The sequence below is a fragment of the Photorhabdus hainanensis genome (assembly GCF_018448965.1).
Taxonomy (GTDB): Bacteria; Pseudomonadota; Gammaproteobacteria; order Enterobacterales; family Enterobacteriaceae; genus Photorhabdus; species Photorhabdus akhurstii.
In genome coordinates, this window is the sequence record NZ_RCWD01000033.1 from 44,907 (window position 1) to 67,493 (window position 22,587).

20 protein-coding genes and 1 pseudogene are annotated in these 22,587 nt (G+C 43.0%); 6 read left to right on the top strand and 15 right to left on the bottom strand.

The window, feature by feature from the left end:
• Nucleotides 1–87: 87 nt before the first annotated feature.
• Genes lpxK through EAE92_RS18050 form a run of 3 tightly spaced genes read right to left on the bottom strand, consistent with a single transcriptional unit; the run spans nucleotide 88 to nucleotide 5,193 of the window.
• The gene (gene lpxK, locus EAE92_RS18040) at nucleotides 88–1,083 is read right to left on the bottom strand and encodes a tetraacyldisaccharide 4'-kinase (RefSeq protein ID WP_214069084.1); all 996 of its coding nucleotides are present in this window, start codon (nucleotides 1,081–1,083) and stop codon (nucleotides 88–90) included.
• The gene (msbA, locus tag EAE92_RS18045) at nucleotides 1,080–2,831 is read right to left on the bottom strand and encodes a lipid A ABC transporter ATP-binding protein/permease MsbA (protein ID WP_214069098.1); all 1,752 of its coding nucleotides are present in this window, start codon (nucleotides 2,829–2,831) and stop codon (nucleotides 1,080–1,082) included. The genes lpxK and msbA overlap by 4 nt, the downstream gene beginning before the upstream one ends.
• Before the next feature lie 34 nt (nucleotides 2,832–2,865).
• On the bottom strand, nucleotides 2,866–5,193 hold the full coding sequence (locus EAE92_RS18050; protein ID WP_214069085.1) for a ComEC family protein: 2,328 nt from the start codon (nucleotides 5,191–5,193) through the stop codon (nucleotides 2,866–2,868).
• A 611-nt stretch (nucleotides 5,194–5,804) separates the two neighbouring features.
• On the opposite strand from EAE92_RS18050, the gene EAE92_RS18055 reads away from it, so the two are divergent.
• Nucleotides 5,805–6,617: a 2OG-Fe(II) oxygenase gene (locus tag EAE92_RS18055; RefSeq protein WP_214069086.1), complete on the top strand. Its 813-nt coding sequence runs from the start codon at nucleotides 5,805–5,807 to the stop codon at nucleotides 6,615–6,617.
• A gap of 4 nt (nucleotides 6,618–6,621) precedes the next feature.
• Nucleotides 6,622–7,257: a LysE family translocator gene (locus tag EAE92_RS18060; protein WP_214069087.1), complete on the top strand. Its 636-nt coding sequence runs from the start codon at nucleotides 6,622–6,624 to the stop codon at nucleotides 7,255–7,257.
• A gap of 37 nt (nucleotides 7,258–7,294) precedes the next feature.
• Here EAE92_RS18060 and EAE92_RS18065 read toward each other — a convergent pair whose 3' ends face one another.
• The 12 genes and pseudogenes from EAE92_RS18065 to ansB form a co-directional block, all read right to left on the bottom strand.
• The gene (locus EAE92_RS18065; RefSeq protein ID WP_214069088.1) at nucleotides 7,295–7,672 is read right to left on the bottom strand and encodes a HepT-like ribonuclease domain-containing protein; all 378 of its coding nucleotides are present in this window, start codon (nucleotides 7,670–7,672) and stop codon (nucleotides 7,295–7,297) included.
• A complete protein-coding gene (locus EAE92_RS18070; protein WP_246545280.1) occupies nucleotides 7,669–8,007 on the bottom strand; it encodes a nucleotidyltransferase family protein in 339 nt (112 codons plus the stop codon). Before EAE92_RS18070 ends, EAE92_RS18065 begins: the two co-directional genes overlap by 4 nt.
• A 61-nt stretch (nucleotides 8,008–8,068) precedes the next feature.
• Complete coding sequence (locus tag EAE92_RS18075; protein ID WP_036806785.1) at nucleotides 8,069–8,326, bottom strand: bacteriocin immunity protein; 258 nt, start codon at nucleotides 8,324–8,326, stop codon at nucleotides 8,069–8,071.
• A gap of 1 nt (nucleotide 8,327) precedes the next feature.
• Nucleotides 8,328–8,459 (bottom strand): hypothetical protein, encoded by a 132-nt coding sequence (locus EAE92_RS25440; protein WP_422616065.1) that lies wholly within the window; start codon nucleotides 8,457–8,459, stop codon nucleotides 8,328–8,330.
• Nucleotides 8,420–8,746: pseudogene (locus EAE92_RS18080) on the bottom strand (S-type pyocin domain-containing protein); the annotation flags it as partial. The gene EAE92_RS25440 and the pseudogene EAE92_RS18080, both read right to left, overlap by 40 nt.
• Before the next feature lie 218 nt (nucleotides 8,747–8,964).
• On the bottom strand, nucleotides 8,965–9,249 hold the full coding sequence (ihfB, locus tag EAE92_RS18085) for an integration host factor subunit beta (RefSeq protein WP_011145915.1): 285 nt from the start codon (nucleotides 9,247–9,249) through the stop codon (nucleotides 8,965–8,967).
• 65 nt (nucleotides 9,250–9,314) lie between these two features.
• Nucleotides 9,315–10,988, bottom strand: a complete 1,674-nt coding sequence (gene rpsA / locus EAE92_RS18090) for a 30S ribosomal protein S1 (protein WP_105397184.1) — start codon at nucleotides 10,986–10,988, stop codon at nucleotides 9,315–9,317.
• Nucleotides 10,989–11,166: 178 nt separating this feature from the next.
• Nucleotides 11,167–11,850 (bottom strand): (d)CMP kinase, encoded by a 684-nt coding sequence (cmk, locus tag EAE92_RS18095; protein ID WP_214069089.1) that lies wholly within the window; start codon nucleotides 11,848–11,850, stop codon nucleotides 11,167–11,169.
• Nucleotides 11,851–12,029: 179 nt separating this feature from the next.
• Nucleotides 12,030–13,316, bottom strand: coding sequence for a 3-phosphoshikimate 1-carboxyvinyltransferase (gene aroA / locus EAE92_RS18100; protein ID WP_214069090.1), 1,287 nt, complete (start codon nucleotides 13,314–13,316; stop codon nucleotides 12,030–12,032).
• A gap of 121 nt (nucleotides 13,317–13,437) precedes the next feature.
• Nucleotides 13,438–14,526, bottom strand: coding sequence for a 3-phosphoserine/phosphohydroxythreonine transaminase (gene serC, locus EAE92_RS18105; RefSeq protein WP_214069091.1), 1,089 nt, complete (start codon nucleotides 14,524–14,526; stop codon nucleotides 13,438–13,440).
• 171 nt (nucleotides 14,527–14,697) lie between these two features.
• Nucleotides 14,698–14,862 carry a hypothetical protein gene (locus EAE92_RS18110; RefSeq protein WP_181147732.1) on the bottom strand — a complete coding sequence of 55 codons (165 nt, stop codon included), beginning with the start codon at nucleotides 14,860–14,862 and terminating at the stop codon, nucleotides 14,698–14,700.
• A gap of 32 nt (nucleotides 14,863–14,894) precedes the next feature.
• Nucleotides 14,895–15,938, bottom strand: a complete 1,044-nt coding sequence (gene ansB / locus EAE92_RS18115) for an L-asparaginase 2 (RefSeq protein ID WP_214069092.1) — start codon at nucleotides 15,936–15,938, stop codon at nucleotides 14,895–14,897.
• Between the two features lie 138 nt (nucleotides 15,939–16,076).
• Here ansB and ycaO point away from each other — a divergent pair, with 138 nt between their 5' ends.
• From ycaO to pflA, 4 genes are all read left to right on the top strand, one after another.
• The gene (gene ycaO, locus EAE92_RS18120; RefSeq protein ID WP_214069093.1) at nucleotides 16,077–17,840 is read left to right on the top strand and encodes a 30S ribosomal protein S12 methylthiotransferase accessory factor YcaO; all 1,764 of its coding nucleotides are present in this window, start codon (nucleotides 16,077–16,079) and stop codon (nucleotides 17,838–17,840) included.
• Nucleotides 17,841–18,159: 319 nt separating this feature from the next.
• Nucleotides 18,160–19,017 (top strand): formate transporter FocA, encoded by an 858-nt coding sequence (gene focA, locus EAE92_RS18125; protein ID WP_214069094.1) that lies wholly within the window; start codon nucleotides 18,160–18,162, stop codon nucleotides 19,015–19,017.
• Nucleotides 19,018–19,072: 55 nt separating this feature from the next.
• Entirely contained in the window at nucleotides 19,073–21,355 is a 2,283-nt protein-coding gene (gene pflB / locus EAE92_RS18130) for a formate C-acetyltransferase (RefSeq protein WP_214069095.1), read from the top strand.
• A 73-nt stretch (nucleotides 21,356–21,428) separates the two neighbouring features.
• On the top strand, nucleotides 21,429–22,169 hold the full coding sequence (pflA, locus tag EAE92_RS18135; protein WP_214069096.1) for a pyruvate formate lyase 1-activating protein: 741 nt from the start codon (nucleotides 21,429–21,431) through the stop codon (nucleotides 22,167–22,169).
• Nucleotides 22,170–22,587 lie beyond the last annotated feature (418 nt).

Genomic DNA, 22,587 nt, shown 5'->3' on the forward strand with positions numbered 1-22,587 from the left:
TTGGTAGGGAGCAGAAGAGAGTCTCCCTGTTAACTATCATCGGCTTACTACCGGCTCACAAAGGCCGCTTTGATTAAAACATAAAATTTACTTAATATTTTTATTCATCTCCAATAACGAACAGATATTGTTCAACATTGTCTCTCCCTTTTCCTGAGGGAACCGAGCGTCTACCGGTAAATACCACCAATTTGGTTGAGCAAAACTAAAACACTTAACCGCATCTTTTTCTGTCATCAGTAAATTCTGGTTGGTATCGGCCAGATGACACAATTGATCTTGTGTGTACTGTTGATGGTCGGCAAATGCATACTCCTTTCTCAGGTCAGCGCCTAACTGTTGCAAGGTCGCGAAAAACCGTGGTGGATGCCCGATTCCAGCCATAGCAACAGCGTGAGGTATCAGATTCACTGCGCGTTTTTCACCGCTAACCATATTCACAGCCAATTCGCCAGCTAATGTCATCGATAATTCGCCTGGCTGAGGCGTACCACCGTTGGTAATAATGGCATTAACTCGATTCAATCGCCCAGATAACTCACGCATTGGGCCAGCCGGAAGCCACCAACCATTGCCAAAACGGCGCACGCCATCAATAACCGCAATTTCAAAATCTCGCTGCAAAGCATAGTGCTGTAAACCATCATCAGTGACGATAATATCCAATGGCGTATCCGCCAGTAATGCTTTCACTGCTTCAACCCGTCTTGGGGCAACCGCCACAGGCGCGGCTGTTCGACGATGAATTAATACCGGCTCATCACCGGCCTGAGCCGTGGTGACATTTTCAGTCACCAACAGAGGATAATTTTCTGCTTTCCCCCCATAACCACGGGAAACAACACCAACCCGGCAACCTTTTTGCTGCAACTGCTCCACCAGCCAGATAACCACCGGCGTTTTACCATTACCGCCAGCGGTTAGATTACCCACGACCACAACAGGCACAGGCGCTTTCCAAGATTGGCTCAAGCCTGTTTTATAACTTAACCACCGTAAGCCACTTATCAGCCCGTAAAGGGCTGAAAAAGGTAATAACAGTAAATAAAGCCATGAGCGGCCTGACCATACGCGCTCAATCATTGCCCAAATTGCATCCGATGTAGTTGTGAGTAAACACCATTTTGTTGCTCCAGCAGAGAGAGATGATTACCTCGTTCAACAATATGCCCATCTTCAATCACTAAAATTTCATCCGCTTTTTCAATGGTTGAAAGACGATGTGCAATAACCAGCGAGGTTCTGTTTTTCTGCAATTCATCTAATGCCGCCTGAATTGCCCGTTCAGATTCCGTATCCAACGCCGAAGTTGCCTCATCAAGAATCAGCACCGGAGAATCACGCAATAAGGCACGCGCGATAGCAATACGCTGACGCTGACCACCAGAAAGCAATACGCCATTTTCACCGATCATGGTATCCAGGCCATTATCCAACTTCCTGATAAAATCCATTGCGTAAGCCATCTCAGCCGCCCTCTCAATCTCTTCACGGCTATATTGGTTTTCACTGGCATAAGCAATATTATTCGCTACCGTGTCATTAAATAAATGCACATTCTGCGATACCAGAGCAACCTGTCCACGCAAAGAAGAGAGCGTATATTCCCGTAAATCATGGTCATCAAGCAGAATACTACCTTCATTGACATCATAAAAACGGGTCAGCAAATTCGCTATTGTGGATTTACCCGAACCGGAACGCCCAACTAAAGCGACAATTTTACCCGCCGGGATATGCATAGAAATGTTTTGTAGCGCCGGCAGTTCCTTGGTCGGGTAGCAAAAAGTTACATTACGGAACTCAATATCGCCTTTCGCTTTTTTAAGCTCCAATTTGCCATCATCTTTTTCCTGTTCCATATCCAGAATAGCAAACAGAGTCTGACAGGCCGCCATGCCCCGCTGGAACTGCGCATTAACATTCGTCAAAGATTTTAACGGACGCATCAGCGCAATCATTGATGAAAATACCACGGTAATTTTACCCGCAGTCAGTGTGTCCATAATCTCCGGAAAACTTGCCGCATAGAGAACAAAAGCCAAAGCAAATGAAGCAATAAGCTGAATAATTGGATCAGAAATTGACGAAGCCGTCACCATCTTCATGCCTTGTTGACGCATATGGTTACTGACTTTATTAAAGCGCTCAGTCTCTACTTTCTGCCCGCCGAAAATGAGCACTTCTTTATGTCCTTTCAACATCTGCTCAGCACTGGCAGTGACTTGCCCCATGCTGTTCTGCATATTTTTACTGATATCACGAAATCGCTTCGATACCACGCGAATCACTAATGACACGATCGGCGCAATCACAATCAGGATCAGAGATAATTGCCAGCTATAGTAAAACATCAAAACAAACAGGCCGATAATAGATGCCCCTTCCCTGACCACGGTAATCAGCGCGCTGGAAGAGGAGGAAGCCACCTGTTCAGAATCATAAGTAATACGGGAAAGCAGAGCCCCTGTAGATTGCTGATCAAAAAATGATACCGGCATCCCCATCATATGGCTGAACAGATGGCGACGCATCTGCATCACCACTTTACCGGAGACCCAAGAGATACAATAACTTGATACAAACCCGGATAGCCCCCGCATAATCATTAAAGCAATCACAATCAGCGGCATCCATTTCAGTACATCACTGCTTGCTTTGCCGAAACCTTCATCAAGTAAAGGCTTAAGCAATGAAAGCATTAACGTATCACCGGCAGCATTAAGGATCAGTGCAACCGCAGCAACTACTAGCCCAATCCTAAACGGAGAGATAATTGGCCATAGTCGGCGAAACGTCTGCCAGGTAGAAAGGTCTTTATCATTCATTATTGAGTTACCAACACAAAAGAAATAGCGGGTTATTCTACTCATGATCACCACGAATACCAAACCACTGATGATACCAACGTGACATAATTTGTTGCCTATAGCTCATCATTTCAACATGATCGCCATAAAAATAACCCGTTATCTGCCCGGATACTGCGGTACTACGCCATTCTGCCCCGGTTTTACGATAACGTCGCTGCACCTTAACCGAAGGGAGTCGCCACGGGCTATAACGTGCAACAGAGGCCAGTGCATATTGTGGTGAAACAGTATGAATAAAAGCGGCTGTAGATGAGGTATTACTACCATGATGTGGAACTTGCAATATGGTCGATTTTAAATTCTCTTTTTCTATTCTCAATAGCTTGTATTCCCCTTGTTTTTCCAGATCTCCGGTCAAAAGTAAGCTATGTTTGCCATCATCTACCCGAATGACACAGGATTCGTCATTACCTGCGTGTAATGATCTTACCGGCGGCCATAATACACGGAAGCTCAACCCTTGCCAGCGCCACTGCTCACCGCGTATACATGGAAGATGTCGCTGATTGATTAAAGAACTTCTCACAGCAATACCCGGATATTTTTGTTGTAAGAATTCCAATCCGCCCGTATGGTCAAGATGATCATGACTGATAATAATCTGCTCTGGCGTTAATCGATGCCAACGCAAATAAGGGACAATCACTCTTTCAGCCATACTGCCGGTTTCCCAACGATTACCGGTATCAAAAATCAGCGCTTTACCATCTTTTTCAATGATAACCGCAAGACCATGCCCAACATCCAGCATAGAAAATCGCCACAGATATTCTTCATTGCGCCTCAAATAGCAGAGCATTATCCCCAAAGAAATCGCAATCAGTAACTTATATGATTGCCACCAAGCAAATCGCCAAATAATGACAACAAACCAACCAATAAACGTTATTAAGAAGGGAAAACGGCCAGTTTCACTCCATGACTGTTGCAAAACTGGCAAAGGAATTAAAGAGAAGGTTACAGAGTAATCGACTAATTGCCATAATAAAGCGTGAATAAAGGAACAAAAATTGCTTATTAATGCCAGCATAATCAACGGAACAGTAATAAAAGAGATGATTGGCACGGCCCAAAAGTTAGCCAATAAAGCAGAAAAATTGACGCCATGAAATAATAATAGCTGGAGAGGAATAAGCATCAGCATCATACCCATCTGCATATATAACCCTCGCAGCCATATCCATTTCCAACCATAACGAAATGGCTCAATCAACGGCGCCCAAAAGAACCAGAACATTAGCGCCATCACAGCAAAGAAAGAGAGCCAGAAGCTATCAGAAAGCACAGTCAGGGGATCAAATAAGAGAATCATTGCGGCTGTCCACAATGCCCACTGCCAAGGGAAACAGAGAATATTTTTGTAACGTAAATATAGCCAGAGCGTTAAACCCAGTAATGCACGAATAGCCGGAATGCCCCAACCCGATAACCAGACATAATTTATTGCCACTATCCAACCAGTAATCAATGGAAATCTGTGCCCTATCCAGTGCACGGGAAAGAAGAGTTGTAATAACCTTGCCATCCACCAACCAAACATACTGGCAACGGTAATATGCAACCCGGAAATAGCCATAAGGTGAGCCGTACCTGTTTGTTGCAATAATAAATTATCCTCCCTACTTAACCACCGACGCTCTCCGAATGCTAATGCCATCGCAATACCACTATGTTTCAATTCACGAATATCCGGTGCAATATGACTGACTAATCGCTGACGTAAGTTACATTCCCCATCAATTAATTCAGCATGAATGACTTTCCCTGTTAAAGGCTGACGGATAGCCAATGCCCTACGCTGACTATCATATCCACCCTGATTTAGCTGACTATGAACCGGTCGTAATTTCATTTTCAACAACCATTCTTGACCAGCACACAGAGATTCAGGCGAAATATCCCAAGAAGCGGAAACATGCAGTGGCGGAAAAACAACTCTGTTTTCATTCTCAATAATACGCAGAATAATCCTGCCTTGCTCTTCATTATCTAATGATAAGCTTTCAATAATAACTCGAGATAAATGCACTTTCTCACTAAAATAGATTATCTGTTCGAGCAGATGATTTCCCTGCCAGCACCCAATAAGAAATGCCAGTAATGAAATTGAAACCATTCGGTAAAGACAAAATGGCAAGAATAAGCAGAATAGCGCCAGTAATAACAATGTAATAATCTGCCATTTCTGTGGTAACTCAGGCAGAAAAAGCAAGGGTACAATACCGATAATAATAGCTATTGCAGCCTGATTCACGCTAATGATTGGTATAGATTGTTTCCAATTTGTCGTTATCTTGTTTATCAAAACTGAAAACCACATCCTTATTCATCCTTACATTTTATTTTCCTAGCAGAGTATTCCTTATTTTTTACAACTCAGCCAGAAGCACAAGAAAAATTATCAAACACCTTCGCAGATTAATTCCAGGCTAACAATCTTTTCAAAAATATATGCGAACAGCTTCGCAAATACAGAAACTGCCACCTGCTAATTACCCACCAAATGTTATATTGATCGCAAATGCAACATTGCGATACTGATATCAAATAAAATATTTCGTAATGTTTTGTATGCATTCTCATTACAGACATAAATAAACATTATAAGCCATTATAAAATCACGATAAGTTACATTATTTACTTATTATTATAATTAAATATTAAATTCATTTTTGAAATTATTAACCAAACCTATGAGTTAATAGAACAATCAACCTAACCATATGTAAAACAATAAAAATCACTATTATCAGACATTACCTAAGCAATTGACCACTTAATTAGTGAAACTACTTAAATGATTGTTTACTTCTTGTTTTGTGATTAAGGTCGCATTGATTAAATTTAAATAATATTAAATTAATATTTCCATTCTATTTTTATATGGAAAACAATCAAAAAATCATGTTAAATACAATAAGGTGGTTTTTATGAAAAACAAAATAATTGTATCTGACTCGCTGCAAGAACATCATCTTACTAAATTATTTAATGATGAAGTGTTAGCAATCCATATAAAGAAATATGTTGATAACTCTCTTGCAGACAAGCTCTCTGATTTTTTCCTTTCCCACGAAAATCTAGAATGTCATCCTCATGATTTGAAAAAAGGAGATGAAGTTGTTTTAGTTGATTACGGTGTTGATAGAATTGGTCCATCTTACAATACAACTTTTGGTAAATCCAAAGATAGCGATAGCTATAAAAAATACTTTGAAAATGCACTATCTGCCATCAGAAACGTCAGAAATTTCTGTGCGCCAATGTTAGCCCCTTTCGATAAATTTCGCTTAGAACTGGATGAGATATGGTACGCCGGGGCCAGTATTGCCAACTTTGAAGGTAAAAAGATGCATGCGGGTATTGCCAGAGTGATGAACAGGCCAGAACGTTCTTTCATGGTTGAAAAGCAACCTCATTTTGATGGCCTTCAACAACAATCGGTCAATTTGTTGGGGCAATTCTCAGTGAATATCTATATAAGCATGCCTGCAACTGGAGGAGAGCTAGAGCTGTGGGATGTTCCTGAAATCCCCATTACTGAGTTAATCGAAGATAATGCAGAAAATGATTGGCGAGGTACGCTTCCGCCATCCGTCCTTATTAAACCAGAACAAGGAGATTTGATCATAATAAACACCAGGAAACCCCATGCTATTCGTAGTTTTCCCGAGGGGTACAGAATATCATTACAAAGCTTCATTGGATTATCATTAAATAAACATCTCATGTTATGGAATTAATTATATGGTTGATGTAATCAGTACATTAGGAACATTTTTTCTTTTAGGATTGGGAGCTGCGGCTCCCGTTGGCCCTATAAATATCGAAATTATGCGTAGACACTTGAATATCAGTTGTCTTCACGCAGTAGTTTTTGGTTTAGGCGCCTGTTTTGCCGATATAATTTATTTGTTACTCTTAGGTTTTGGTATATTGCAATTGTTCTCCAATACTATTTTCATGCCTATCTTGGGGTTTTTAGGGGCATTAATGGTCATTTGGTTTGGTATTACCAGCTTCATAAATAAGAAAAATGAGGAAAATATCAATATCATCGCCAAACCCTATCATAGGCAATTTTTTGATGGTGTATTGTTAACACTATTAAATCCATATAATGTTATTTTCTGGCTGTCTGTCAGTGCACAACTGAACAATATTGCATCAGGTAAATATAGTTTAGCTATTGGCGCAACAGGAACAATTATTGGTGTTATTGTTTGGGTTGCCTTTATTAATACCGTGATATTCTTCTCCAGAAAAATGCTCAGTCACCGTGTTATTAAGTTTATTAATTACACCAGCGGTGTAATTCTCATTATGCTTGGAATTTATTTCTTTTCATATTCAATAACATTATTTAATCTGAAATTTTCTTAAGTCAGGAAATGCTATGCCTGAGGGTCCAATAACGTTTTTAATCAAACGAAATTTCGTGGGAATCCTTAGGCATTAATTCTAGAATTTGCTGGTAAAGCCCCGGTAGAGCACTGTGGATCGTTTTCCAGACAATCTCAAGATCCACCTTGAAGTAGCCATGAGCCAAAACATTACGCATCTGGTAAGCAAACGACAATGGCAATTCAGGGTTAGCAATGGCGAAATCGGGATAATGTTTCCCAATGTTGTTACTGGCCTCGCCGATGATCTCGAAGTTGCGAATCACGGCATCCTGCACCAACCGGTTGTTAAGGAACGCCAGTTCGTCCATGTCTTCCGTGTAGCTGTCGATACGCTTGATGGCTTCGAGGATGTGCGCCAGATAGTCGACAAGGCGCTGCTGATCACGGCTCATACAGGCACCGCCTCGGCAAGAACAACCGCCCTGAATTTCTCTGGTAGTGCCTTCGGGGTCAGCACATCCACTGGCACACCGAGCAGTTGCAACAACTCGTGCCGGATCGCGCCAATATCAAAAAGAGTGGTTTCCGGCGTCGGGTCAACCAGGATGTCCAAGTCACTGTCCTCGGTGTCATCACCGTGTATAACAGACCCGAAAACACGGGCATTACGGGCTCGATGAGACTCCACTACGCGACGGATGGCCTCCCGATTAGCAGCTAAGGCTATTGATGGTTTCATGCCATTAACTCCACAACAAAATCTAGTTTTATAATATGGGGGTACCAAGGGGAAAGCAATACTAAGGTCCGCTTTCCATCAGTAATGTCGGTACCAAGTACTAGGCTGGTTATTCTTTAAAGCCCGGTTTACCATTTCTGGCTCGCCATTCTTTTACTACTTTAAGCACACCTTCTGGGCTATCTTCAATGCCATCTTCAGGATAATACAATAAATCTGTACCTCCAGGATATTCTGAGACTCTCACAATATTGTTTACGATTGCATCGTGCTCTGCCTCAGAAGAATATTTCCCCTCAAAGATCATGCTAATTAATTCTAAAAACTCCGTTTCAGTATATTCTTCTAACTTACTTTTTAATTCCATCCTATTTTTCCTCTTTATTAGAATGAATTTCAATATGTCGCTTCGGAGTTATTACTCGCAGATTATCGAGTCCATAAACAGAACCATCATCTTTATTAATCCGACTGTCAACGGATTTGGTACCGCCAGCCAGCGCCCGGCGCTGGTAATGCCGCCACCGATGTAACGCATTACCAACGCTTCACTATCTGCTATAGCGCCACGAGTAGTTGCAGCCACAGCGATAGCAGCAGCTTCCGCTTTATCTTTGCTGCCGCTAAGCCACCGTTTATACCACGGTAATTTTTTATCCTGCGATTTATCCGGTTTGGGTGGATGTTTGTTATCCTGCGGAGGCTGTTCAGGTTTTGATGCCGTTACCGGAGCAGGAGATAACGGAACCTGATATATCGCCATCCTACCAAAGTTATTTACCGGTTCAGTCTTGATTGCGCATGCAAGTGATTTCTGAGGACAGGGGACACAACGTCAGATTGACAGGATTATGGGGAAGGTTTTCTCAGTATAAAAGTTAGCTCTTTTTATATGAGCCTTGATTAGATCAAAAAAGTGCTGACCAAGAGGCCAGCACTTTGTTATGAATCTAAAACAGCATCGAAACGCTGTTTAGAATAAGCAATAACTTGTTATCTTCAAACTTAATCGTAGATATTCACGCGATCACGCAACTCTTTGCCAGGTTTAAAATGGGGAACGTATTTACCTTCCAGCTCCACTTTATCACCGGTTTTAGGGTTACGACCTACGCGCGGAGCACGGTAGTGAAGAGAAAAACTGCCGAATCCGCGCACCTCTATACGTTCGCCATCTGCCAATGTTATTGCCATATGGTCGAGTATTTCTTTCACTGCATCTTCAACGGTTTTGGCCGAAATATGAGATTGCTGGCCAGCAAGTCTTTCAATTAATTCAGACTTGGTCATGAGTACCTCCCTAAACTACCGCACTTGGATAACACTTACGTGTTATCCACCGTTATTCACTTGAATTATTCGCCTTTCGCTGCTTTGAAAGCTTCAGCCATTGCATTGTTTGCAAAGTTTGCGTCTTCTTGTTTGTTCACAGAAGCGATAGCGTCTTTTTCGTCAGCTTCGTCTTTCGCGCGAACAGACAGGTTGATAACGCGGTTTTTGCGATCAACGCCAGTATATTTAGCTTCAACTGCATCACCCACGTTCAGAACCAGCGTTGCATCTTCAACACGGTCACGAGAAGCTTCTGATGCACGCAGGTAACCTTCAACGCCGTCAGCCAGTTCTACTGTCGCGCCTTTAGCATCAACCGCGGTAACTTTACCATTAACAATAGCGCCTTTCTTGTTCACAGACAGGTAGTTATTGAATGGATCTTCTGCCAGTTGTTTAATGCCCAGAGAGATACGCTCACGTTCTGCGTCTACTTGCAGAACAACAGCCGCGATTTCATCGCCTTTTTTGTATTCACGAACTGCTTCTTCTCCAGCAACGTTCCAAGAGATGTCAGACAGGTGAACCAGGCCATCAATGCCGCCGTCCAGACCAATGAAAATACCGAAGTCAGTAATAGACTTGATCTTACCTTCAACACGGTCATTTTTGTTGTGAGTTTCAGCAAACAGCTGCCACGGGTTAGCTTTACACTGTTTCAGACCCAAGGAGATACGACGACGTTCTTCGTCGATATCCAGAACCATAACTTCCACAACATCACCAACGTTAACCACTTTGGATGGGTGGATGTTTTTGTTGGTCCAATCCATTTCTGAAACGTGTACCAGACCTTCAACGCCTTCTTCAATTTCTACGAAGCAGCCGTAATCAGTCAGGTTAGTTACGCGACCAGTTAGTTTAGTGCTTTCTGGATAACGTTTAGCGATTGCTACCCAAGGATCTTCGCCCAGTTGTTTCAGGCCCAGAGATACGCGGGTACGCTCACGGTCAAATTTCAGTACTTTAACTGCGATTTCGTCGCCCACATTGACGATTTCGCTTGGATGCTTAACGCGTTTCCAAGCCATATCAGTAATGTGCAGCAAGCCATCAACGCCGCCCAAATCAACAAATGCGCCGTAGTCAGTGAGGTTCTTAACGATACCTTTAACTTCCATACCTTCTTGCAGGTTTTCCAGCAATTGGTCACGTTCCGCGCTGTTTTCAGATTCGATAACAGCACGACGAGAAACCACGACATTGTTGCGTTTCTGATCCAGTTTGATGACTTTAAACTCAAGCTCTTTACCTTCCAGGTGAGTTGTATCACGAACTGGACGAACATCAACCAGAGAACCAGGCAGGAATGCACGGATACCGTTCAGTTCAACAGTAAAGCCGCCTTTCACTTTGCCGTTGATGATGCCGGTAACAGTTTCTGCATCTTCGTAAGCTTTTTCCAGCATCAGCCACGCTTCATGGCGTTTTGCTTTCTCACGAGACAGAACAGTTTCACCGAAACCATCTTCAACAGCGTCTAGAGCAACATCAATTTCATCACCAACCTGGATTTCCAGCTCACCCTGAACATTTTTAAACTGTTCTACAGGAATAGCGGATTCTGATTTCAGACCTGCATCAACCAATACAACGTCTTTATCAATAGCAACAACGATGCCGCGAACGATAGCACCTGGACGAGTTTCAATAGATTGCAGGGATTCTTCAAAGAGTTGAGCAAAAGATTCTGTCATGTTAATGATCTTCAAGATTTTAATTTAACGTCCATTTAGCTTCCCGCCGAATGGGGTTGTTTTACATGCCCCGCTACGATTCCTGTAACAGGGTTTTTAGTTTGCGGAAAAATTCTCTACCCGCGTACCCAATTTTTAGTACATCGTCACCAATTATAAGCTAAAAACTTAAAATCGTTCAGGTAATTAAAAGAATTTTTTTCGCATAATTTAGCGCCCGGCCAATAACTTCCTCGATAGACATACTGGTTGAATCCAATATTAATGCGTCTTCAGCCGGCGCTAATGGTGCAACTGCCCGGTTACGGTCACGGTAATCACGCTCCTGTATCTCGGACAAAAGACATTCAAAGTTAACACTAAAGCCTTTTTCCTGCAACTGTAGCATACGTCTGCGCGCACGTTCTTCTGCGCTGGCATCAAGGAATATTTTCACCGGGGCATCAGAAAACACCACGGTTCCCATATCACGGCCATCGGCAATCAAGCCCGGCGCAACCCGAAAAGCACGCTGACGCCGCAACAAGGCTTCACGAACTCGTGGGAAAGCAGCCGCCTGCGAGGCAGTATTACCGACCGTTTCGGTGCGGATCTCATTACTGACGTCCTCGCCCTCAAGCATTACACTAAGCTTCCCTTTGCCAGGGACAAAACGTACATCAAGATTAGCAGCCAGAGGAACTAACGCATCTTCAGACTGGATATCCACCTGATGATGAATCGCGGCCAGTGCCAACACTCGATAAATAGCGCCTGAATCAAGCAGTTGCCAGCCTAAAGCCTCTGCCAATGCCTGGCATAACGTTCCTTTACCTGCGCCGCTTGGCCCATCAACAGTTATTACTGGGGCTATCGCCACCATTATTGTTCTCCTTTAGCATGGCAAGTTAACACTTCATCAGATACTGAATATTTACTCAATAAAATAATCAATATCTGCCGTTTATTATATGCACTCACAGAGTGAACGAAATAAGCGCATGCCATGTAGATAGATTTTGCTCAAAGAAATACGCTTTATTGAATCATAATAATCGATAATTATGACTTTCGCTGGCTTAATCTCTCCAATTGATCGAAATAATCGGGAAAAGTCTTCGCTGTACAACCTGGATCGAGAATGGTAACCGGCGTATCGGACAGCGCTACCAACGAGAAACACATCGCCATTCGGTGATCATTATAGGTGCCAATTTCAGCCGGTAATAATCTTGATGGCGGTGTGATGCGAATGTAATCAACCCCCTCTTCCACCTCTGCGCCGACTTTACGTAATTCAGTCGCCATCGCATGGAGCCGATCCGTCTCTTTTACCCGCCAGTTGTATATATTGCGAATGACGGTCTCCCCTGCCGCAAACAACGCCGTGGTTGCAATGGTCATAGCAGCATCAGGGATCTCATTCATATCCATATCAATGCCAGTAAGGGCGCCACGCTCACATTCAACAAAATCATCGCCCCAACGAATTTTCGCCCCCATTTTCTCCAGCACATCGGCAAATTTGGTATCCCCTTGCAGGCTATGTTTACCAATTCCGGTCACCCGTACAGCGCCGCCTTTAATTGCCGCCGCCGCCAGAAAATAGGATGCAGAAGAGGCATCGCCTTCAACCAAATAGTGACCAGGAGAAACGTATTGCTGTCGGCCTTTAATATGGAAAATCCGATATTGATCGTGATTTACGGTAATACCAAAACTTTTCATTAATGCAAGAGTGATATCAATATAAGGTTTGGAAACTAATTCCCCTTGAATATGAATCTCAGAATCATTTTCTGCCAGTGGCGCAGCCATCAGCAATGCGGTCAGAAATTGGCTGGAAACACGGCCATCTACCGTCACTTTGCCGCCAACAAAACCCCCTTTGATGTGTAACGGTGGATAATTTTCCTGCTCCAGATAATCAATTTCCGCCCCACCTTGACGCAAAGCATCCACCAAGTGGCCAATCGGACGCTCTTTCATCCGAGGTTCGCCGGTAAGAACGACGTCATTTTTGCCCAGACATAACGCGGCGGTTAGGGGGCGCATTGCCGTGCCGGCGTTACCCAGAAACAGTTCTACCGGCCCTTTATGGGTAATTAACCCACCAATACCGTCAACTTCACAACGGGTACGATCATCAGATAAATGATAACTGACACCCAATGCAGCCAAAGCATTGAGCATATGGCGAATATCATCACTGTCCAACAAGTTAGTTAAGCAGGTAGTGCCTTTGGCGAAAGCCGCCAGTAATAGCGCACGGTTAGAAACACTTTTTGACCCTAGCAGGTTAATAGTTCCACTAATGGAGGAAATAGGTTGTAGCATCAGGGATTGCATAAATAACAGGCTCTCCGATTCTCGATTACATTAATTATAAATGAGTCATTTTTACGTTCGAGGAAATATTTTTTTACCTAGAATAGACCGGGAACCGTTGTTCCCGGTAATGGTTGGCAAATTAGCCGTTACGACGCTCGAAATCAGCCATAAAATCAACTAAAGCCTGAACCCCTTCTATCGGCATCGCATTATAAATAGAAGCACGCATACCGCCGGAAATCCGATGTCCTTTCAGTGCCTGCAACCCTTGCGCATCAGCCTCTGCCAGAAATTGGCTATCTAGTGAAGCATCAGCCATCTGGAACGGCACATTCATCAGGGAACGATTTTCAGGAGCAACCTGGTTACGATAAAAATCACTGTTATCAATCGCGCTATAAAGCAGTTCAGCTTTAGCTTGATTACGTTTCGCCATCTCTTGTACCCCGCCTTGCTCTTTCAGCCATTTGAAGACCAATCCCGAGAGATACCAGGCAAACGTCGGCGGTGTGTTGAACATGGAGTCATTCTCCGCCAAAACAGCATAGTCAAAAATAGACGGGGTTTCTTTGCGGGCTTTGCCTAATAAATCTTCACGCACAATAACCAATGTGAGGCCCGCAGGACCAATATTCTTCTGCGCTCCTGCATAAATCATGCCGTAACGGCTAACATCCAATGGCCGGGAAAGAATAGAAGAAGAGTAGTCGGCAATAATCACTTTGTTATCGTTAAAACTCGGCTCTTCATGAATGGCGATACCATCAATAGTTTCATTCGGGCAATAATGAACATAAGCCGCATCATCGCTCAATGACCATTCACTCATTGGTTTAACACTTTTCAAGCCATTAATTTCGGTTTTGATATTAATCACATTCGGCGCACAATATTTTTTGGCTTCTTTAACTGCGCATGCAGCCCAATAACCGCCATCAATATAATCGGCTTTAACATTATCACCCAGCAAGTTCATCGGAATAGCAGCAAATTGACCGCGGGCGCCGCCATGACAGAACAATACTTTATAGTTTTCAGGCACTGATAATAGATCCCGCAAATCATTTTCAGCCTCCTTTGCTACCGCGATAAACTCCTTACCACGGTGACTGATCTCCATAATTGAAGTCCCAATACCATTCCAGTTGCATAGCTCCTGTTCAGCTCTACGCAATACTTCAATCGGTAACATAGCGGGACCTGAACTGAAATTATATACCTGATTCATTTACCTCACCTTATTCTGACGAAATAACAATGATTGATAGCAATAAATAATCTGATATATCGGTTGTACCATTCCCATTTCATTGCTGCAATGGTTATTCAAACGTTGAACAAAACTATCGCAAAAATAGCCAATAAACTAGTGCATTCAGCGCTATTACAGGTGAACTGCTTATTTTTTCCCTTTTTTATCCACAGCTATGAGAGGAAGGAATAATGTGAATGGCGAATCGGGTAAAGCAATAAGGCCATGATTTTGGTAAAAATGCACTGCATTATCATCTTTTACGTCAACAATAAGAAAGATATTTTCGGAGGAAGAAATATTAGGACGCATTCCGCGCCCTATTGTTATCTCTGAATCACGAATCAATATTTCACAAACATCTCGTGAATTTTCACCGGATCATGCGTTTCAGTCAGCGCTAATTGTAAAAGTACTCTGGCCTTTTGCGGGTTCAGACGTTCAGAAGCGACAAAACCATGCTTGCTATCATCCACTTCCGCATCCTGAGTAACATATCCGACCGGTACACGGCTTGATCTTACGACCACAACCCCATCTTTAGCCGCTTGGGCCAAAGTATCAAAAATCGCCTTGTACATATTACCGTTGCCTACACCGGCGCTGACAATGCCTTGGTAGCCATCTTTCAGCAGAGCTTTCGCCGGCAGATCAGACGCATTGGCGTAGTTATAAACAATACCTACTTTCGGCAATTTATCGAGTTTACTAACATCAAAAATAGCCTGATTGGCTCTCGGTTTAGCGTCTGCGTAATAATTGACTTTGCCATTATGAACAAAGCCCTCAGCACCCGCATTAATTGGCTGGAATGCCTGAACTTCGGTGGTGCTCATTTTCACCACAGTGCGCCCACTGATAACCGCATCATTCATTGCCATCAACACACCGCGCTTGGCTGATGCTTGATCACCCGCAACCACCACAGCGTTATACAGATTTAACGGGCCATCGGCGCCAAGCGCCGTGGATGGGCGCATCGCGCCAACCATGACTATCGGTTTCTGGCAGTGAGTAGTTAGATCGAGGAAGTAAGCGGTTTCTTCCATTGTGTCAGTACCGTGGGTGATAACAAAACCATCGGTTTTGTCACAATCAGCGTTGATTCTTTTCGCTAGCGTCAACCACACCTGATCATTCATATCCTGAGAACCAATACTAACCACCTGCTCACCTTTTAGGTTGGCGATATTTTTGATCTCAGGAACAGCATTGACTAATTCATCAATAGCAACTCTTCCAGCAACATAATTGGATTGGATTGCAGACTTCCCACCGCCGGCAATCGTCCCTCCCGTCGCCAAAAGCGTAATATTTGGTAAAGCAAAAGCAGAACCACTGATTAATGCCAATAAACTGGCTAAAGCTGTGTGTTTCATCTTTTTCATGCTTCTTCCTTAATAAAAAATATCCTGTTAGATTATGTATGATGATAACAATAAATCTGTGATACATACCAGACTTTAGCTACTGAAAAAAAACTCGTATGATGAGCGCCCCATAACGAGCACTCATAAGTGAATACCATGACGCAAACCTTTATCCCCGGCAAAGACGCCGCACTGGAAGACTCAATCAACTGTTTTCAGCAAAAACTGCAACGCCTTGGTTTTAATATTGAAGAAGCTTCATGGCTGAATCCGGTTCCCAATGTCTGGTCAGTTCATATCCGTGACCGCGATTGTCCTCTCTGTTTTACCAATGGCAAAGGCGCCAGCAAGAAAGCCGCTTTAGCTTCTGCTTTAGGGGAGTATTTTGAACGCCTGTCAACCAACTATTTTTTTGCTGACTTCTATTTAGGAGAAGCTATCGCTAGCGGTGATTTTGTCCATTATCCCAATGAAAAATGGTTTGCTTTACCGGACGATGATTCCTTACCAGAAGGCATTCTGGATGACCGGTTACGTAAATTTTATGATCCTGAGAATGACTTATGCGCCAGTCAGTTAGTTGATTTGCAATCAGATAATGAAGAGCGTGGTATCTGCTCACTACCGTTTACTCGTCAATCTGATCATCATACCGTCTATATTCCGATGAATATTATTGGCAATCTTTATGTTTCCAATGGTATGTCAGCCGGTAATACTATGAATGAAGCCAGAGTTCAGGGACTATCTGAAGTTTTTGAACGTTATGTGAAGAATCGTATTATCGCCGAAGGCATCAGCCTGCCAGAAATTCCCCAAGAAGTGATGAATCGTTATCCTGGTGTTGTTGCCGCAGTTAACAAATTACAGGATGAAGGTTTCCCACTCTATTGTTATGACGCCTCCCTCGGTGGGCAATTCCCGGTTATTTGTGTAGTGCTGTTTAATCCTAATAACGGAACCTGTTTCGCCTCTTTTGGAGCACATCCTGAATTTGGCGTGGCACTGGAACGTACTGTGACCGAATTATTACAGGGCCGCAGTTTGAAAGATCTGGATGTGTTCAATGCGCCCACTTTCGATAATGAAGAAGTGGCAGAACATACCAATCTGGAGACTCACTTTATTGATTCAAGCGGTTTAATCAGTTGGGATTTGTTTAAACAAGATGCTGATTACGCGTTTACTGACTGGAATTTCAGCGGCACGACAGAAGAAGAGTTCGCCACTTTGATGGCAATCTTCAAACAATTGGATGCCGAAGTTTATATTGCTGACTACGAGCACCTCGGTGTTTATGCCTGCCGTATTCTGGTTCCGGGGATGTCTGATATTTATCCTGTGGAAGATTTACATCTTGCTAATAATACGATGGGAACCCATCTACGGGAAACTTTATTAGCATTACCAGATAACCAATGGCAAGCCGAAGAATATCTGGCACTAATTGATCAATTAGATGAAGAAGGTTTGGATGATTTTACCCGTGTCCGTGAATTGCTTGGTATTGCGGTGGGTAAAGATAATGGCTGGAGCAATTTACGTGTCGGTGAATTGAAATCCATGTTGGCACTGGCTGGCGGTGATTTGGAACAGGCTTTAATTTGGGTAGAGTGGACCCAAGATTTTAACGCCTCAGTCTTTACCTCCGAACGCGCTAATTATTATCGCTGTTTGCAAACACTGCTTTTACTTGCTCTGGAAGAGGATAAAGAGCCGACACAATATTATCAAGCATTCGTAAAAATGTACGGGCAAGATGCTGTCGAAGCAGCATCAGCAGCTATTTCTGGTGAACACTGTTTTTATGGCCTGTGGTCAGTTGATTCAGATTTAAAATCACTGCCCGCTCATCAGGCTTTATTAGCCGCTTATGAGAAACTGCAAAAAGCAAAACGCGATTTCTGGAACGCAAAATAAAACTGTAGAAAAGACAATTCATAATTAAAAGTAAAATTCAGGTTAAATTAAATTTATTTTCAACAACAAATAAACAACAATTTAGCCTGTAATTTTACTTATCAAATGCCCTACCAATAGGTTAAATAAAAAAATATCATAATTTTTAAAATTTTTTTATTTCATTAAAATCAATCAATTAATTGGAATTTCAACCATTTTCATTCCCCAAAACAGAGTCTACTGTCAAGGGATTATGATCTATATCAATTTTCCTTCTTCAAGCCTTTGTTACTATCGTTACGTACCGTAACTTATTAATGATAAAGAGAATGTTGGTATGAAAGCTGACAACCCCTTTAACCTATTACCACCTGCGGTAATGACGCAAATCGCCAATGACATTGGTGTTTATAAAACCACTAAACCTGTCGCCATTACTTATCTGTCAGCAATAACTGCCGGGGTTTTTATTTCGATTGCATTTGTCTTTTATATTACCGCGACTACAGGAACCGCATCTGTCCCTTATGGATTAGCTAAATTAGTTGGCGGTATCTGTTTCTCCCTTGGATTAATGTTAGTTGTCGTGTGTGGCGCAGATTTATTTACTTCCACTGTGCTAACGATTATTGCCAAAGCAACCGGGCGTATAACCTGGCATCAAATGATTAAAAACTGGATTAACGTCTATTTCGGTAATTTAATTGGCGCGTCATTTTTTGTCGCCATTATCTGGTTTGCCGGTCAATATCGTATTGCCGACGGATTATGGGGCTTGAATGTCTTGCAAACAGCAAACCATAAAATGCATCACTCTTTTATTGAAGCGCTATTTTTAGGCATTCTCGCCAATTTAATGGTTTGTCTCGCGGTTTGGATGAGTTATGCCGGACGTAGTTTAATGGATAAAATATTTGCCATGATTTTGCCAATAAGCATGTTTGTTGCCAGCGGCTTTGAACACAGCATTGCAAATATGTTTTTAATCCCGCTTGGTATTATTATTAAGCATTTCTCACCAACTGAGTTCTGGATTAATATAGGGGCGACACCTGAACAATTTTCTCAACTCACCATTTCACACTTTATTACTGACAATTTAATTCCGGTCACTATTGGTAACATTATCGGCGGTGCCGTTTTGGTGGGTTTAACTTACTGGTCAATTTATCTGCGTAATGGGCAAAAACATTAATTCGCTCCCTTATTTAGTTTCTCAAAAGTTCGATTATTATAAAGGTAGAAGTATCATGACTGAATTAAATAAAAAATTCTCTGTCGCATGGCAAGGTTTTAATCAGGGGGATTGGCAGAATGAAGTCAACATTCGTGACTTCATTCAAAGAAACTATACGCCATACGAGGGTGATGAATCTTTCCTGGCAGGTTCGACAAAGGCGACCGATACCTTATGGGAAAAAGTCATGGAAGGTATCAAAATCGAAAACCGCACTCACGCACCGGTTGATTTTGATACTGATGTTGCTGCTACTATTACCTCCCACGATGCAGGTTACATCGAAAAAGATCTGGAAACTATTGTTGGCCTGCAAACGGAAGCCCCATTAAAACGTGCGCTGATCCCATTTGGCGGCATCAAAATGGTGGAAGGCTCATGCAAAGTTTATGGTCGTGAACTCGATCCTAAATTGAAACAGATTTTCACTGAATACCGCAAAACGCATAATCAGGGGGTTTTCGATGTTTACACGCCAGATATTCTGAAATGCCGAAAATCCGGGGTTCTGACCGGTCTACCTGATGCCTATGGCCGCGGTCGCATTATTGGCGATTACCGTCGCGTTGCGGTATACGGCATCGATTTCTTACGTGATGATAAATTAGCTCAGTTCAATTCATTGCAGGAAAAACTGGAAAACGGTGAAGATCTAGCAATGACTATTCAATTGCGTGAAGAGATCGCTGAACAACACCGTGCTCTGGGTCAGATTAAAGAGATGGCGGCTAAATATGGCTATGATATTTCTGGCCCCGCCACTGACGCTAAGGAAGCGATACAGTGGACCTATTTCGCTTATCTGGCGGCGGTTAAATCTCAAAATGGCGCCGCGATGTCTTTCGGTCGTGTTTCCAGCTTCCTGGATATCTACATCGAACGTGACCTGCAAGCAGGTAAGTTGACAGAAGTTGAAGCACAGGAATTGATCGACCATCTGGTGATGAAACTGCGTATGGTGCGTTTCCTGCGTACCCCTGAATATGACGAACTGTTCTCCGGCGACCCAATTTGGGCAACAGAATCGCTGGCGGGTATGGGGTTGGATGGCCGCACACTGGTGACTAAAAACAGCTTCCGTTTCCTGAACACCCTATACACGATGGGCCCATCACCAGAACCCAACATGACCATCCTGTGGTCCGAAAAACTGCCGATAAATTTCAAAAAATTCGCGGCAAAAGTGTCTATCGATACCTCATCTTTACAATATGAGAACGATGATCTGATGCGCCCCGACTTCAACAACGATGATTACGCTATCGCTTGTTGTGTCAGCCCGATGATTGTGGGTAAGCAGATGCAATTCTTCGGCGCCCGCGCGAATCTGGCGAAAACCATGCTGTACGCTATTAACGGCGGTGTGGATGAAAAGCTAAAAATGCAGGTTGGCCCGAAAGAAGAACCGATGAAAGATGCAGTGCTGGATTACGACAAAGTAATGGCCCGCATGGACCACTTTATGGACTGGCTGGCAAAACAGTATGTTACCGCACTAAACATCATTCACTATATGCATGATAAATATAGCTATGAAGCCGCACTGATGGCGCTGCACGACCGTGATGTTCATCGTACTATGGCCTGTGGCATTGCTGGTCTGTCTGTCGCCGCTGACTCGTTGTCTGCCATCAAATATGCCAAAGTGACTCCAATCCGCGATGAAAATGGTTTAGCGGTTGACTTCAAGATTGAAGGTGAATATCCACAATTTGGCAACAACGACTCACGTGTCGATGATATCGCCTGTGATCTGGTTGAACGTTTCATGAAAAAAATCCAGAAACTGAATACTTATCGCAACTCAGTACCTACGCAATCCGTTCTGACCATCACTTCTAACGTGGTCTATGGCAAGAAAACCGGCAACACCCCTGACGGGCGTCGTGCCGGCGCGCCATTTGGACCCGGTGCCAATCCAATGCATGGTCGCGATCAAAAAGGCGCCGTCGCCTCTTTAACCTCTGTGGCTAAGCTGCCCTTCGCCTATGCGAAAGATGGTATCTCTTACACCTTCTCTATCGTACCGAATGCGTTAGGAAAAGATGATGAAACACGCAAAACTAATTTAGCGGGTTTACTGGATGGTTATTTCCACCATGAAGCAGAAATTGAAGGTGGTCAGCATCTGAACGTCAATGTGATGAACCGTGACATGCTGCTCGATGCGATGGAAGACCCTGAAAAATATCCTCAACTCACTATTCGGGTATCGGGTTATGCCGTACGTTTCAACTCACTGACTAAAGAGCAACAACAGGATGTGATTACCCGTACTTTCACCCAATCTATGTAATAATTTGCTAACAAAGGCCCTGAATTCTGGGGCCTCTATTCGTTTATCCTGCCAGTTTTGGAGCAAACCTGTTATGTCGGTACTTGGTCGTATCCACTCTTTCGAATCCTGTGGCACCGTTGATGGCCCCGGTATCCGGTTTATTGTTTTCTTTCAGGGCTGCCTGATGCGCTGCCTCTATTGCCATAACCGCGACACATGGAATACCCACGGCGGCAAAGACGTGACTGTTGAAGAGTTAATAAAAGAAGCGACAACCTATCGTCACTTTATGAACGCTTCCGGTGGAGGTGTTACTGCATCAGGGGGCGAAGCAGTTCTTCAAGCTGAATTTGTACGTGATTGGTTCCGAGCCTGTCGTGCCGAAGGTATTCATACTTGTCTTGATACTAATGGATTTGTCCGCCGCTATGGTCCGGTTATTGATGAATTGATGGATGCAACCGATCTCGTGATGCTCGATTTGAAGCAACTTAATGATGAAGTCCATCAGAAATTAGTCGGTGTTTCAAATCATCGCACCTTGGAGTTTGCCCGCTATTTGGCTAAACGTAACCAGAAAACCTGGATCCGCTATGTTGTGGTTCCAGATTGGTCCGATGATAATGAATCAGTTCATAAACTAGGTGAATTTACCCAAGATATGAAAAATATTGAAAAAATCGAGCTTCTGCCTTATCACGAACTCGGTAAACATAAATGGATTACTATGGGCGAGGAATATCAATTAGAAGGAGTGAAACCACCTGCAAAAGAGACAATGGATAGTGTAAAAAACATTCTAGAAAGTTATGGTCATAAAGTTGTGTATTAACTAATTTATTTAATTTCCATCTCTGAAATGACGTTTAAAAACAGAAGGAAAAACCATCTTAAATATCAAACCCTAGCTTGCTAGGATCAAACTGTGCGCACAAGTGGATACAATATTTGGGATGAAAAGGTTTATTAAAAATGGACTTCATATTAAGCAGAGATCGCAATAGAAACAGTGAATATTATTCAACAATGAGTGGTCTTGCAGCTAGATCGGTAAATGAGTCAGCATTATCTTCATCAAAATTTATTAAAGATAATATTTTAAGAATGAAATTTCAGAATGAAGGGGAGTGTTAGAAATTCTGTGTCATTCCAGTAATATATCTCAAAAAGGAATGACAAATGACTCAATCTTTCGATTTCGACAAAGCCCTGAAAGCGCTTCAGGAGGGTCAGGCACTGACCGGTAAGAA